Source organism: Azospirillum sp. P4_B5 (assembly GCF_056402275.1).
This window is the reverse complement of sequence record NZ_JBFUHT010000006.1, coordinates 237,733-251,467: the sequence shown is the minus strand read 5'-3', so window position 1 is coordinate 251,467 and position 13,735 is coordinate 237,733. Positions and strand designations below refer to the sequence as shown.

Here is a 13,735-nt window from a genome sequence, read left to right as displayed (position 1 = left end):
CTGGCCTTCCACGAGGCGGGCATCGACCTCGGCGCGGTGATCCGCTCGGCGCGGGTGGAGGGCGGAAACACCACCCTCGACATCGGCTCCGGCGCCCGCATCACCATCCTCGGCCAGACCGGAAACGTCGCCGCCTGGTTCGGCTGAGGCGGCGGATCAGCCCAAACCCGGAGGCGGCATGCAGGCCACCTCCGGTACCGATGGGGAATTGCGCCCGGGGAAACCCGCCCGGTCAGTAGGACTTCGGCAGGTCCAGGACATGCTCGGCGACATAGGCCAGGATCAGGTTGGTGGAGACGGGCGCCACCTGATACAGCCGGGTCTCGCGGAACTTGCGCTCCACGTCGTATTCGCTGGCGAAGCCGAAGCCGCCATGGAACTGCAGGCAGGCGTTCGCCGCCTCCCACGACGCCTTGGCGGCCAGATACTTCGCCATGTTGGCCTGCGCGCCGCAGGGCTCCCCGGCGTCGTAGAGGCGGCAGGCCTCGAAGCGCATCAGGTTGGCGGCCTCCACCTCGATGAAGCTCTCGGCGATGGGGAACTGTACGCCCTGGTTCTGAGCGATCGGGCGGCCGAACACCTGACGGTCACGGGTGTAGTCGCACACCTTGTCGACGAACCAGTAGCCGTCGCCGATGCATTCCGCCGCGATCAGCACCCGCTCGGCGTTGAGGCCGGTCAGGATGTACTTGAAGCCCTGGCCCTCCTCGCCGATCAGGTTCTCCGCGGGGATTTCCAGATTGTCGAAGAACAGCTCGTTGGTCTCATGGTTGACCATGTTGCGGATGGGCTGGACGGTCATGCCCTTCTGCATCGCCTCCTTGATGTCGACGATGAAGATCGACATGCCTTCCGACTTCTTGCGCACCTGATCGAGCGGCGTGGTGCGGGCGAGCAGGATCATCAGGTCGGAATGCTGGACGCGGGAGATCCACACCTTCTGCCCGTTGATGACGTAGCGGTCGCCCTTCTTCTCCGCCCGGGTCTTGATGCGGGTGGTGTCGGTGCCGGTGGTCGGCTCGGTGACGCCCATCGACTGGAGGCGCAGCTCGCCCGCCGCGATCTTCGGCAGGTAGCGGCGGCGCTGCTCCTCCGAGCCGTGCCGGACCAGCGTGTTCATGTTGTACATCTGGCCGTGGCAGGCGCCGGAGTTGCCGCCCGAGCGGTTGATCTCCTCCATGATCACCGAGGCTTCGGTCAGGCCGAGGCCCGAGCCGCCATACTCCTCCGGGATCAGGGCGGCCATCCAGCCGGCCTTGGTCAGCGCGTCCACGAACTCCTCGGGATAGCCGCGCTCCTCGTCGATGCGGCGATGGTACTCGCTGGGGAATTCGGCGCAGAGCGCGCGCACGGCGTCGCGGATCTCGTCGAAGCCCTGACCGATGCTGGTCTTCATGTCTCGTCACCCTGCTTTATTGATTGTTGCCGTGTTTCAGCTCGTGGGGGCGCTGCGCGCCAGGATGGCCTTCGCCCGTTCGGCGACCGGGCGGTCGACCATGCGCCCGTCCACCGACACGGCGCCGCGCCCCGCCGCCTGGGCCTCGTCCCACGCCGCGACCACCCGCCCGGCCCAGGCCACGTCGGCGGCGGAGGGGGAAAAGACGTCGCGGACGACGGGCAACTGGGCCGGGTGGATGCACAGCGCGCCGGTCATGCCGACGGCCCGCGCCTGCGCCACCATGGCGCGGTAGGCGTCGAGGTCGCGGAACTCGGCCAGCGAGCCGGGCAGGCCGATCGCCGCGAAGCCGCGGGCGGCGGCGGCCAGCGCGATCTGGCGGCAGGGTAGGGAGAGCAGCGCCTCGGTCGGCTCGACCCCCAGCGTCAGGGCGAAATCCTCGCTGCCCAGCGCCAGGGCCGCCACGCGCGGAACGGCGGCGATCTCGGCAAGCCGTTCCAGCGCCAACGGACTCTCGATGAGGGCGACGAGGCCGATGGCGCCCGGCGTCAGGCCGCGCTCCGCCTCCCACTCCGCGATCATGGCGGAGAGGACGCGCAGCGCCCCGGCGTCCTCGGCCTTGGGCACCACCAGGGCGGCCACGCCGGGGCGCACCGCGGCCTCCAGGTCGGCGACGGCGTCGCGCCAGCCGCTGTTGATCCGCACCAGCACCGGCACGCCCAGCCCGTGCAGCCGCTCGATCGGCGCGGGGAGACCGCGGCGGGCCTCCGGCTTGCCGGCGGGCAGGACCGCATCCTCAAGGTCGAGGATGAGGGCGTCCGCCCCGCGCTGATGGGCCTTCTCCAGCAGCTTGGCGTTGTCGGCGGGGACGAAGAGGTAGGATTGATACGGCAGGGACATCAGACGCCTCCTCCAACCGAGCCGCAATGCGCCGCCGTCATGACCGTTCGGCCTCCAACTCGGCGGACATCGCCACAAAGCCTTCGTGGTCGGTCACCCACAGCGTGGCGCCGGTTTCGGTCGGGGCGCCGCACAGGGTCAGCGGATGGATGTCGAACAGCGGCCGCTTCGCCCGGAAGCGGAAGCCGGTCACCCGCGCGCCCGGATTTTCGCGCAGGAACAGGTCCATCAGCATGGTCGCGCTGAGCGGGCCGTGGAACACCAGCCCCGGATAGCCCTCGACGTCGCGGCAATAGTCGCGGTCGTAATGGATGCGGTGGCCGTTGAAGGTCAGGGCCGAATAGCGGAACAGCAGCACCGGATCGGGCTGGATGCGCCGTTGCCACACCGCCTCGCCCGCCGGACGCTCGCCGGGGACGGGGGCGTCGCCGGGCTTGGCGGCCTCGCGGTAGACGATGTCATGGAACTCGGTGATGGCGACGCCGGCGGCGGTGCTGATCTCGTGCCGGACCTTCACGAAGACCATCCGGCCCGACCGGCCCTCCTTCGGGGTGACCTCCTCGATGGTCGAGCGGCGGGTGATCGCCTCGCCGCTGCGGATGGGGCGGTGGAAGGTCAACGTGTCGCCGGCCCACATGCGGCGGGGCAGGTCCACCGGCGGCAGGAAGCCGCCCTTGTGCGGGTGGCCGTCCTCGGCGATGTCGCGCTGCAGCGCCTTGGGCAGGAAATACAGCCAATGCCCAAGCGGCGGCACCTCGCCCGCCGGCCAGGGCGGATTGTCGTGGTCGAGCATCGCCGCCAGCCCGGTCAGCGCCACCGGCGCCGCGACGTCCTCGGCGCCTTCCGACCGGCCGATCCAGTCGCGCAAATGGTCCATGCTCATGCTCCCCCCTTATTGTTCGACGGTTTGACGCCGGACGGCGTCGGTTCAAAGATCTCACGCCGGACGGCGTCGGTGTGTTGGCCCAACGCCGGAACGGCGCCGGAGGCGTAGGGTCGGCCGCGCACCTGCACCGGCGGCGCCACCACGTCGACCGGTCCGCCCGGCGTCTCGGCGGTCACGCGGCGCAGCTGCGCGTGGGTGGACAGGTCGGCCACCTCGTTCAGCGAGCCGAAGGCGGTGCGCGCGCGGTTCAGGCGGCGCACCGCCTCGGCGTGGTCCATGGTTTGGAAAATGGCAGCGACGAGCGCGTCCAGCTCCGGGCGGTTGGCGACGCGGCGGTTGTTGGTCGCGAAGCGCTCGTCGGTCGCCAGTTCCGGCCGCAGCAGAACGTCGGCGCAGAAGGCCGCCCATTCGCGCTCGTTCTGGATCGACAGCACCACCTGCCGGCCGTCGGCCAGGGCGAAGGCGGAATAGGGGGCAATGCTCGGGTGCATCAGCCCGACCCGTCCCGGCGCCTTGCCGCCGTGGTCGTGGTGCATCAGCGGAACCATCATCCACTCCGCCAGCGAATCGAACAGGGACACGGCCACCGCCGACCCCTCGCCGCTGCGCTCGCGCTCCAGCAGCGCCTGGAGGACGCCGGTGTAGGCGTTCATCCCGCAGGCGATGTCGGCCACCGACACGCCGACGCGCCCCGGCTGGTCCGGCGATCCGGTGATGGAGGCCAACCCGGTCTCGCTCTGCACCAGCAGGTCGTAGGCCTTCATGTCGCGGTAAGGGCCGTCGTCGCCGTAGCCGGAGATGTCGCAGGTGATCAGCCGGGGATGGCGCCGCCGCAGCGCGTCCGAGCCGAAGCCGGCCCGCTCCGCCGCGCCGGGCGCCAGATTCTGCACGAAGACGTCGGCGCGGGCGATCAGCCGCTCCAGCAACTCGGCGTCCTCCGGCTTCTTGATGTCGAGGACGACCGACTCCTTGCCGCGGTTGAGCCAGACGAAATAGGAACTCTGCCCGTGGACCACGGCGTCGTAGCCGCGGGCGAAGTCGCCCTCCGGCCGTTCGATCTTGATGACCCGCGCCCCGGCGTCGGCGAGGCGCGACGTGCAGAGCGGTGCCGCCACCGCCTGCTCCAGCGAGACGACGAGCCGTCCCGACAGAGGTCCAGCCAGAGGTAAAGTCATTCTGCGAAGCCTCCGCTGTGGGCCAGGGCCAATCGTCCGAGGCCGCGATGGTAAACAGCCGGACCGGCCCCGATCCAATACAGATGGAGCATGCATCGCATAACGAAGCGCTATGAAGCAGGGGCCTCGTCCAGCAGCAGGGTGCCGGGCCAGTCGCCGCCGCCGACCAGATCGCGCACCACCCGCAGGAAGGTCTCGCGCACCGCCGCCGCGGCCTCGGTCACCGGGGCGCCGCGGGGCCGGCAGAGATGGACCGAGCGGCGCAAGGACGGCGAAACGATCAGCCGGGCGGAGACTTGGCCCGCCCGCCATTCGTCCATCACCGCCGAGATCGGCAGGACCGAATAGCCCACCCCCTTGGCGACCAGCGTCTTGATCTGGGGGAGCCCGTTGATCTCCACCGCCACGGTGACGATCGTGCAGGTCTCGCGCGCCACCCGTTCGATGCGGTCGCGCAGATTGTGCGGGCGGCTCGGCAGGATCAGGTCCTTGCCGGCCAGCTCGTCGAAGGCGATGGCGCCGTCCTCGTCGCCCGGCGGCCCGATCAGGTAGAGATCCTCGCGCACCAGCGATTCGGCCAGCAGGGTGCGCGACCGCGTCACGTCGTAGATGCAGCCGAAATCCAGCCGGTCGTCGTTCAGCCATTCCAGGATCGTCCCGCTGAAGGATTCGACCACCCGCAGGGACACCTGCGGCAGCTCGGCGCGGACCGCCTGCACCAGGGGAACCGCCGCCACCAGCGCCACCGACGAGGTGAAGCCGACGGTCACCAGCCCGCTCGGCGTGCCCGAGCAGTTGCGCACCTGCTCGGTCGCCTGGGCGACGTGACGCAGGATGATCTCCGCGTGCTCGTACAGCCGGGTGCCGGCGGCGGTCGGCTTGACCCCATGGACGCCGCGGGTCAGCAGCTTGACCCCGAGGCCCGCCTCCAGATTGCGGATATTGTGGCTGAGGGCCGGTTGGGCGACGTTCAGCTTCTGAGCCGCGGCCGTGAAGGAGCCTTCATCGACGATGCCGATGAAATACCGCAACTGACGCAGATCCAACGCTCACCTTCCTTTGCCCGGCCCTTTGCCTGCGGGGGCGATAAGCCTCCCGCCTCGGCCAATCATGTCGGTGCGTCGCAAGCGGATCAAGGCGAGTGGATGAGGAAGCGCCGGGCAAACCCGGTTCAACCATCCGCAGGGCCACTGCGTTCCATTGATCCGCTTCATAAGACTTATCGGGGACCGGCGGGTAATCGCCGGACCGGCACGCCCTAGCTTTTCCCCATCCGCACAAGCGGATGAGCCGTCCGCACGCCTGTGCCCCGCCCCGTGGGGCCGGGACCACAGCCAGGAAGGGAAGAGGATTTCACCGATGCGATACTCCGGCGACCTCGACATGACGCGGCGCGGCCTCCTGCTTGGGACCGCCGCCACCGCCGCGCTGACGGCGGCGCCGTTCCGGGCGCCGGCGCGGGCGGCCACCGTTGGAGAGACCGCCATGCCACCCCCCGCGACCGAAGCTGACGCGTCCACTCTGTCGCCCGTCCTGTCCAAGGTCACTTTCACCGTGAACGGGCAGCGACGCGACCTCGAACTCGACACGCGGATGACCCTGCTCGATGCGCTGCGCGAGCATCTGCACCTCACCGGCACCAAGAAGGGCTGCGACCACGGCCAATGCGGCGCCTGCACGGTTATCGTCGACGGGCAGCGGATCAATTCCTGCCTGACGCTCGCCGTGATGCACGAGGGCGGCGACGTCACCACCATCGAGGGGCTGGGCCTGCCCGGCAGGCTGCACCCCATGCAGGCCGCCTTCGTGGAGCATGACGGCTACCAGTGCGGCTACTGCACGCCGGGCCAGATCTGTTCGGCGGTGGCGATGCTGGATGAGATCAAGGCCGGCGTGCCCAGCCACGTCACCGCCGACCTGACCGCCGCGCCCCAGGCCACCGTGGACGAGTACCGGGAGCGGATGAGCGGCAACATCTGTCGCTGCGGCGCCTATTCCAACATCGTCGATGCGATCTCGGACGTCGCACGGAGGGAGGCATGAGACCCTTCACCTACGAGCGGGCGGACTCCCCCGCCGCCGCGGCCGCCGCGGTCGAGCGCCGGCCGGGCGCCAAGTTCATCGCGGGCGGCACGAACCTGCTCGACCTGATGAAGCTGGAGATCGAGACGCCGGCCCATCTGATCGACGTCAACGGGCTGAAGCTCGACACGCTGGAAGCAACGCCGGACGGCGGGCTGCGCATCGGCGCGCTGGTGCGCAACACGGCGCTTGCCGCCGACCCGCGGGTGCGGCGCGACTACGGCGTGCTGTCGCGGGCATTGCTCGCCGGGGCGTCGGGCCAGCTGCGCAACAAGGCGACGACGGCGGGCAACCTGCTCCAGCGCACGCGCTGCCCCTATTTCTACGACACGAACCAGCCCTGCAACAAACGCCAGCCCGGCAGCGGCTGCGCCGCCATCGGCGGCTACAGCCGACAGCTCGCCGTGGTCGGGTCGAGCGACGCCTGCATCGCCACCCACCCCAGCGACATGGCCGTCGCCATGCGCGCGCTCGACGCCACGGTGGAGACGGTGCGGGCCGACGGGACGACGCGGAGCATTCCCATCGCGGAGTTCCACCGGCTGCCCGGCGACACGCCGCACATCGAAACGGCGCTGGTCCCCGGCGAACTGATCACCGCGGTGACGCTGCCCAAACCGGTCGGCGGCACCCACGTCTACCGCAAAGTGCGCGACCGCGCGTCCTACGCCTTCGCGCTGGTCTCCGTCGCGGCGGTGGTGCAGCGCGACGGCAGCGGGCGGGTGGCGCTGGGCGGCGTGGCGCACAAGCCGTGGCGCGTCGAGGCCGCGGAGGCCGAGATGCCGCGCGGCGCCAAGGCGGTGACCGCCGGGCTGCTGGCCGATGCGAAGCCGACGCACGACAACGCATTCAAGCTGACCCTGGTCGAGCGGACGCTCGCCTCGGTGCTGGCCGAAGCGAAAGGGTGAGACATGAAGTTCGACACTCCCGCGACCACCAACCCGATCGACCAGCTCAAGGTGGTGGGCAAGCCGACCGACCGCATCGATGGGCCGCTGAAGACGACGGGAAAAGCCACCTACGCCTATGAATGGCACGACGTGGCGCCGAACGTCGCCTATGGCTGGGTCATCGGCTCGGGCATCGCCAAGGGGCGCATCGCGTACATGGACCTGGAGGCGGCGCGGAAGGCCCCCGGCGTCGTCGCCATCGTCACGGCGGAGAACGCCGGGCCGCTCGACAAGAGCAAGCGCAACGCCGCGACCCTGCTCGGCGGGCCGGAGATCGAGCATTACCAGCAGGCCGTCGCGCTGGTGGTGGCGGAGACCTTCGAGCAGGCCCGCACCGCGGCGGGGCTCGTCCGCATCGACTACACCCCCGCGGACGGCGCCTATGATCTGGCGGCGGTCAAGGACAAGGCGGAGAAGACCAAGGACGGCGATTCCGTTGTGGGTGATTTCGCGGGCGCCTTCGCGGCGGCCCCGGTGAAACTCGACGAGACCTACACCACGCCGGACGAAAGCCACGCGATGATGGAGCCGCACGCGACCATCGCCGCCTGGCAGGGCGACCGGCTGACCGTCTGGACCTCCAACCAGATGATCGACTGGATGGTCACCGACCTGTCGGCGACGCTGAAGATGCCGAAGGACAAGGTGCGGGTCATCTCCCCCTTCATCGGCGGCGGCTTCGGCGGGAAGCTGTTCCTGCGCGCCGACGCGCTGCTGGCGGCGCTGGGCGCGCGGGCCGCCGGGCGGCCGGTCAAGGTCGGGCTGTCGCGGCCCCTGATGATGAACAACACCACCCACCGCCCCGCCACCATCCAGCGCATCCGCATCGGCGCCACGCCCGACGGCACGATCACCGCCATCGCGCATGAAAGCTGGTCGGGCAACCTGCCCGGCGGCTCGGAGGAGACGGCGACCGACCAGACGCGGCTGCTCTACGCCGGGGCGAACCGCCTGATCGGCAATCGCATCGCCATGCTCGACCTGCCCGAGGGCAACGCCATGCGCGCGCCGGGCGAGGCGTCGGGCATGATGGCGCTGGAGGTTGCGATGGACGAGATGGCGGAGAAGCTGGGCATGGACCCGGTGGAGTTCCGCATCCGCAACGACACCCAGACCGACCCTGCCGATCCCAACCGGCCCTTCTCGCAGCGCCAGCTCGTGCAGTGCCTGCGCCTGGGGGCGGAGCGGTTCGGCTGGGCCAAGCGCAACCCGAAGCCGGGTCAAGTGCGCGATGGGCGCTGGCTGGTCGGGCTGGGGATGGCGGCGGCCTTCCGCAACAACCTGCTGACCAAATCGGCGGCGCGGGTGCGGCTGGACCAGCGCGGGATCGTCACGGTCGAAACCGACATGACCGACATCGGCACCGGCAGCTACACCATCATCGCCCAGACCGCGGCGGAGATGATGGGGGTCGGGCTGGACAAGGTGGCGGTGCGGCTCGGCGATTCGAGTTTTCCGGTGTCCGCCGGCTCGGGCGGGCAATGGGGCGCCAACAACGCCACCGCCGGGGTCTACGCCGCCTGCGTGAAGCTGCGCGAGGCGGTGGCGCAGCGGCTGGGCGTCAACTCCGCCGACGCGCAGTTCGCGGACGGGCAGGTCGTCGCCGGCAACCGCAAGATCCCGCTGGCCGAAGCGGCGGGCACCGACGGGCTGTCCGCCGAGGACGGCATCGAATACGGCGACCTCGACAAGACATACCAGCAATCGACCTTCGGCGCCCATTACGTGGAGGCGGCGGTGGACGCCGCGACCGGCGAGATCCGCGTGCGGCGGATGCTGGCGGTCTGTGCGGCGGGCCGCATCCTGAACCCGAAATCGGCGCGCAGTCAGGTGATCGGCGCCATGACCATGGGCGTCGGGGCGGCGCTGATGGAGGAACTGGCGCTCGACAAGCGGGCGGGCTTCTTCGTCAACCACGACCTTGCCGGCTACGAGGTGCCGGTCCACGCCGACATCCCGCACCAGGAGGTGATCTTCCTGGACGAGGCCGACCCGATCTCCTCGCCAATGAAGGCCAAGGGGGTGGGCGAGCTGGGCCTGTGCGGGGTGGGGGCGGCGGTCGCCAACGCGGTCCACAACGCGACGGGCCTGCGGGTGCGCGAGTACCCGATCACGCTCGACAAGTTCCTGGACCGGTTGCCGGCCGTGGGGTGAGGGAGAGGGGGAAGGGCTTTGCCTTCCCCCGCCCGTGTCCGAATGGCCGTCAGCGAAATTATGCCTCGCACAGCTGGCCGAGCGTGACCTTGAATCGCTCATCCCTTGGTTTGGCGCGTATGGGTGGGGAAACCCCGCAACGCCGCCGTGCCGACGCTGGTGCGGCGCAGCCCAAGCCATATATTGGAGGGCCATGCGCACCCTCCTCCTCGCCCTTTGCGGCATCCTCGCCGCCGCGCCCGGCTGGGCCGCCGGCCTGAACCATGACCTGACCGTCACGCTGGACCCCGCCGCGCGGCGGCTGGCGGTGGAGGACCGGCTGCGTCTGCCCGCCGGGGCGCACCGGCTCCGGCTGGCGCCGGGGCTGGTGGTCGGCGAAGCCCGGCTCGACGGCAAGCCGGTCGCGGTGCGCGGCACTGCCCTGTCGGTGACCGTTCCGGAGGGTGGGGGCGAACTGCGTCTGCGCTACGCCGGGACCCTGCCGCCTCTCACGCCGGAATCGCGTGGTGGGGGAGGCGGAGCGGAGGGCGCCTATCTGCCTGCCGGCACCGGTTGGATTCCGACTCCCGAAAGCGGCGCGGCGGAGCCGCCCTCCTGGCGCCTGTCGGTCCGCGTGCCGGGGCCTTTCGTCGCGGTGGCGACGGGGCGTCTGGTGGAGGAGACGCGCGATGATGACAGCTACACCGCGACCTTCGCGGAGGAGCGCGGCGTCGAGGAGCCGTCGCTCTTCGCCGGGGTGTGGCAGGTGACGGAGCGGATGCATAACGGATTGCGCCTGCGCACCTACTTCCATCCGGAACAGGCCCCGCTGGCCGACGAGTATCTGGACCTCAGCGCCCGGACCGTCGACGCGCAGGCGGCGCGGATCGGCGCCTATCCCTTCGCCGGATTCGCGATCCTCTCGGCCCCGCTGCCGGTCGGTCTGGGCTTTCCGGGGCTGACCTACATCGGGCGTTCGGTGATGCCGCTGCCCTTCATCCGCGCCCAGTCGCTGCCCCACGAGATCCTGCACAACTGGTGGGGCAATGGGGTGCGCGTCGGCGGAGACGGCAACTGGCCCGGCAACTGGTCGGAGGGGCTGACCACCTTCATGGCCGACTACGCGGCGGCCGAGGCGCGTGGGGAGGACGCGGCGCGGGCGATGCGGCTGGACTGGCTGCGCGATTACGCCGCCCTGCCGGCGGAGCGCGATTCCGCCCTGACCGATTTCCGGGCCAAGGTCCACGACGCCGCCCAGATCGTCGGCTACGGCAAGGCGGCGATGCTGTTCCATATGCTGCGCGCCGAGATCGGGGCGGAGGCCTTCGACGCCGGCATCCGCCGCTTCTGGGAGGAGAAGCGCTTCCAGGATGCGGGGTGGGACGATCTGCGCCACGCCTTCGCGGAGGCGTCGGGGCACGACCTCGGCCCCTTCTTCGCGCAGTGGCTGACCCGCGTCGGGGCGCCGACGCTGGAACTGGTAGCGGCGAAGGCCGACGGCGACGGGGTGGCGCTGACCCTGCGCCAGAGCGAGCCGGCCTATGGCCTGACCGTTTCGGTGGAGGTGCAAACCGCGGCGGGAATGGAGCGCCTTGCCGTCCGCCTCGACGGACGCGAAACGACCGTGACGATCCGGACCGCCGCCGCGCCGCGGGCGCTGGCGGTCGATCCGGGCTTCGGCCTGTTCCGCCGTCTGGCGCCGGGGGAGGCGCCGCCGACCCTGCGCGACGTGACGCTGGACCACGCGGCCACCACCGTCATCGCCGCCGACGACGGTCCCGCGGCGGAGGCCGCCCGCGCGCTGGCCGAGCGGCTGGCGGACGGCACGCCGCGGATCGCCACTGCCAACCGCATTGATCCCGCTGCTCCGCTCGCCGTGATCGGGACGGCGGGGGAGGTGGAGAGATTATTGACCCGGCTCGGCCTGCCGCCGCTGCCGGACAGCCTCGCAGGGCGTGGGACGGCGCGGGTGTGGACCGCGCGCACGCCGCAGGGCCGCCCGCTGCTGGCGGTGACGGCGGACGACGCGGCGGCGCTCCAGGCGCTGCTGCGCCCGCTGCCCCATTACGGGCGGCAGAGCTGGCTGGTCTTCGAGGGCGCCCGCGCCGTGGACCGCGGCGTCTGGCCCGCTGGCGACAGCCCGCTGCGTGTGTCTTTCGAGTAGCCTCGCCCGCCCGGCAGCTGTCCATGGAGCATACCCCGCCTTTGCCTGTTGTAGGGGAAACGGCGCGCGATGCGCGCGTTCTGCGGGAGAATGCACATGTCTCGGATGACGAAGACTTTCCTCGGAACCTTGGCCGGCGTCGGCGTGGCGGCGGCGCTGGCGCTGCCCGTGGCGGCGGCCCCCGGCGACATCCACACGGTGACCGGCGAGAAGGTGAACCTGCGCGCGGCCCCCTCCGACAATGCCTCGGTCCGCTCCACGGTCACCCGCGGCGACGAGGTGATCGAGCTGAAGCAGGAGGGCAGCTGGATCGGCGTGCGCTCGATGCGCACCGGCGAGGAGGGCTGGGTCTTCGGCGACCTCGTGAAACGGCAGACGCCGAGCACGCTGGGCGGCGCGTCCTCCGCGGCGTCGGACGCCGGGTTCGGGCGGATCTCCTCGGGATTCGACGGGCTGCTGGCGGGCATCAACAACCAGCTCGGCTACCGCTTCGCGGAGCGGGTCGAGCAGTCGGGCAACGGCGCGCTGCGCGTCATCCCGACCCAGGAATGGCTCTACAACACCAGCCGCGAGGCCAAGATCTACGCGGCGCTGGCCCTCTACGAGATGTGGAAGAACCACAACAACGGGCGTCCGGTGAGCGTGGCGCTGGGTTCCCCCGGCTCCTCGGCCATCGCCATCGAGGATTCGGGGCGGGGGCCGGAGCTGTCGCTGCCCATGATGGGCGCCTCGAAGTAAAGGGGGTTTCGCGGCGGGGAGGGCATGACGCCGTCCCCCCCGCGCCCCATTCTTGATCCGCATCAACGCCAGCACTCCCCGCCGCCGTCCAAATGCCGCTGTGGCAGGCCGAAGGGGCGGGGACGATGAAGTACGTCGATGAATTCCGGGACGCGGCGCTGGCCCGCGGCATCGCCACCGCCATCGCGCGGGAGGCGGCGAGCGGGCGGACCTATCACCTGATGGAGTTCTGCGGCGGCCACACCCACGCGGTGTCCCGTTACGGCATTCCCGACCTGCTGCCGGACAACGTGCGGATGATCCATGGGCCGGGCTGTCCGGTCTGCGTCCTGCCGGTGGGGCGGATCGACGACGCCATCGCCATCGCACGCCAGCCCGGCGTGATCCTGTGCACCTACGGCGATGTGCTGCGCGTGCCGGGATCGGGGCGGATCAGCCTGCTGAAGGCGAAGGCCGAGGGGGCGGACGTGCGGATGGTCCTGTCGACCCTGGACGCCCTGCGCATCGCCGAGGAGAATCCGGACTGCGACGTCGTCTTCCTCGCCATCGGCTTCGAGACGACCACACCGCCGACCGCGGTGGCCGTCCACGCCGCCCAGGCCAAGGGCTTGCGGAATTTCAGCGTCTTCTGCAACCACGTCCTGACCCCCGCGGCCATCCGGGGCATCATGGACAGCCCAGAGGTGCGCAGCATGGGCACACTGCCGCTCGACGGCATCGTCGGGCCGGCGCACGTCTCCGTGGTCATCGGCAGCCGCCCGTACGAGTTCGTTGCGGAGGCCTACCGCAAGCCGGTGGTGATCGCCGGGTTCGAGCCGCTGGACGTGCTCCAGGCCATCCTCATGCTGATCCGGCAGGCGAACGAGGGGCGGGCGGAGGTGGAGAACCAGTTCACCCGCGCCGTGACCCCGGACGGCAACCGGAAGGCCCAGCGGATCGTCGCCGATACCTTCGACGTGCGTCCCGGCTTCGAATGGCGCGGCCTCGGCTCGCTTCCCGACAGCGGCTTGCGGTTGAAGGAGGCGTTCGCCGCCTTCGACGCGGAGCGGCGCTTCGCCGTGCCGGGGCGCGCGGTGCCCGACCACAAGGGCTGCGAGTGCGGCGACATCCTGCGCGGGGTGAAGAAACCCAGCGATTGCAAGCTGTTCGGCACGGTCTGCACGCCGGAGAATCCGATGGGCTCCTGCATGGTGTCGGCGGAAGGCGGCTGTGCCGCCCATTACACCTATGGGCGCTTTCGCGACCACCGACAAGCGGTGCCGTAACCGTTGGTTTCAACCGCGAACGGTTTGTCACGAAACATTTCGTCGG

11 protein-coding genes are annotated in these 13,735 nt (G+C 70.5%); 6 read left to right on the top strand and 5 right to left on the bottom strand.

The genetic code is table 11. The annotated features are described in order from the left end of the window. Positions 1 to 232 precede the first annotated feature (232 nt). The 5 genes from AC1DVI_RS07205 to AC1DVI_RS07185 form a co-directional block, all read right to left on the bottom strand. Positions 233 to 1,396 carry an acyl-CoA dehydrogenase family protein gene (locus tag AC1DVI_RS07205; RefSeq protein ID WP_476957342.1) on the bottom strand — a complete coding sequence of 388 codons (1,164 nt, stop codon included), beginning with the start codon at positions 1,394 to 1,396 and terminating at the stop codon, positions 233 to 235. 36 nt (positions 1,397 to 1,432) lie between these two features. Further along, positions 1,433 to 2,296 carry an HpcH/HpaI aldolase/citrate lyase family protein gene (locus AC1DVI_RS07200; protein WP_476957341.1) on the bottom strand — a complete coding sequence of 288 codons (864 nt, stop codon included), beginning with the start codon at positions 2,294 to 2,296 and terminating at the stop codon, positions 1,433 to 1,435. 37 nt (positions 2,297 to 2,333) lie between these two features. Then, positions 2,334 to 3,173: an HTD2 family dehydratase gene (locus tag AC1DVI_RS07195; protein ID WP_476957340.1), complete on the bottom strand. Its 840-nt coding sequence runs from the start codon at positions 3,171 to 3,173 to the stop codon at positions 2,334 to 2,336. Between the two features lie 2 nt (positions 3,174 to 3,175). Continuing rightward, the gene (locus tag AC1DVI_RS07190; RefSeq protein WP_476957339.1) at positions 3,176 to 4,357 is read right to left on the bottom strand and encodes a CaiB/BaiF CoA transferase family protein; all 1,182 of its coding nucleotides are present in this window, start codon (positions 4,355 to 4,357) and stop codon (positions 3,176 to 3,178) included. Positions 4,358 to 4,467: 110 nt separating this feature from the next. Next, positions 4,468 to 5,403: a LysR family transcriptional regulator gene (locus AC1DVI_RS07185; protein ID WP_476957338.1), complete on the bottom strand. Its 936-nt coding sequence runs from the start codon at positions 5,401 to 5,403 to the stop codon at positions 4,468 to 4,470. Positions 5,404 to 5,716: 313 nt separating this feature from the next. On the opposite strand from AC1DVI_RS07185, the gene paoA reads away from it, so the two are divergent. The 6 genes from paoA (at position 5,717) to hypD (ending at position 13,689) form a co-directional block, all read left to right on the top strand. Next, positions 5,717 to 6,400, top strand: coding sequence for an aldehyde dehydrogenase iron-sulfur subunit PaoA (gene paoA / locus AC1DVI_RS07180; RefSeq protein WP_476957337.1), 684 nt, complete (start codon positions 5,717 to 5,719; stop codon positions 6,398 to 6,400). Beyond that, positions 6,397 to 7,347, top strand: coding sequence for an FAD binding domain-containing protein (locus AC1DVI_RS07175; protein WP_476957336.1), 951 nt, complete (start codon positions 6,397 to 6,399; stop codon positions 7,345 to 7,347). The genes paoA and AC1DVI_RS07175 overlap by 4 nt, the downstream gene beginning before the upstream one ends. A 3-nt stretch (positions 7,348 to 7,350) precedes the next feature. Continuing rightward, positions 7,351 to 9,543, top strand: a complete 2,193-nt coding sequence (gene paoC, locus AC1DVI_RS07170; protein WP_476957335.1) for an aldehyde oxidoreductase molybdenum-binding subunit PaoC — start codon at positions 7,351 to 7,353, stop codon at positions 9,541 to 9,543. A gap of 193 nt (positions 9,544 to 9,736) precedes the next feature. Then, positions 9,737 to 11,686 carry a M1 family metallopeptidase gene (locus AC1DVI_RS07165; RefSeq protein WP_476957334.1) on the top strand — a complete coding sequence of 650 codons (1,950 nt, stop codon included), beginning with the start codon at positions 9,737 to 9,739 and terminating at the stop codon, positions 11,684 to 11,686. A gap of 96 nt (positions 11,687 to 11,782) precedes the next feature. Beyond that, positions 11,783 to 12,424, top strand: coding sequence for an SH3 domain-containing protein (locus AC1DVI_RS07160; protein WP_476957333.1), 642 nt, complete (start codon positions 11,783 to 11,785; stop codon positions 12,422 to 12,424). Between the two features lie 125 nt (positions 12,425 to 12,549). Beyond that, the gene (gene hypD / locus AC1DVI_RS07155) at positions 12,550 to 13,689 is read left to right on the top strand and encodes a hydrogenase formation protein HypD (RefSeq protein ID WP_476957332.1); all 1,140 of its coding nucleotides are present in this window, start codon (positions 12,550 to 12,552) and stop codon (positions 13,687 to 13,689) included. Positions 13,690 to 13,735 lie beyond the last annotated feature (46 nt).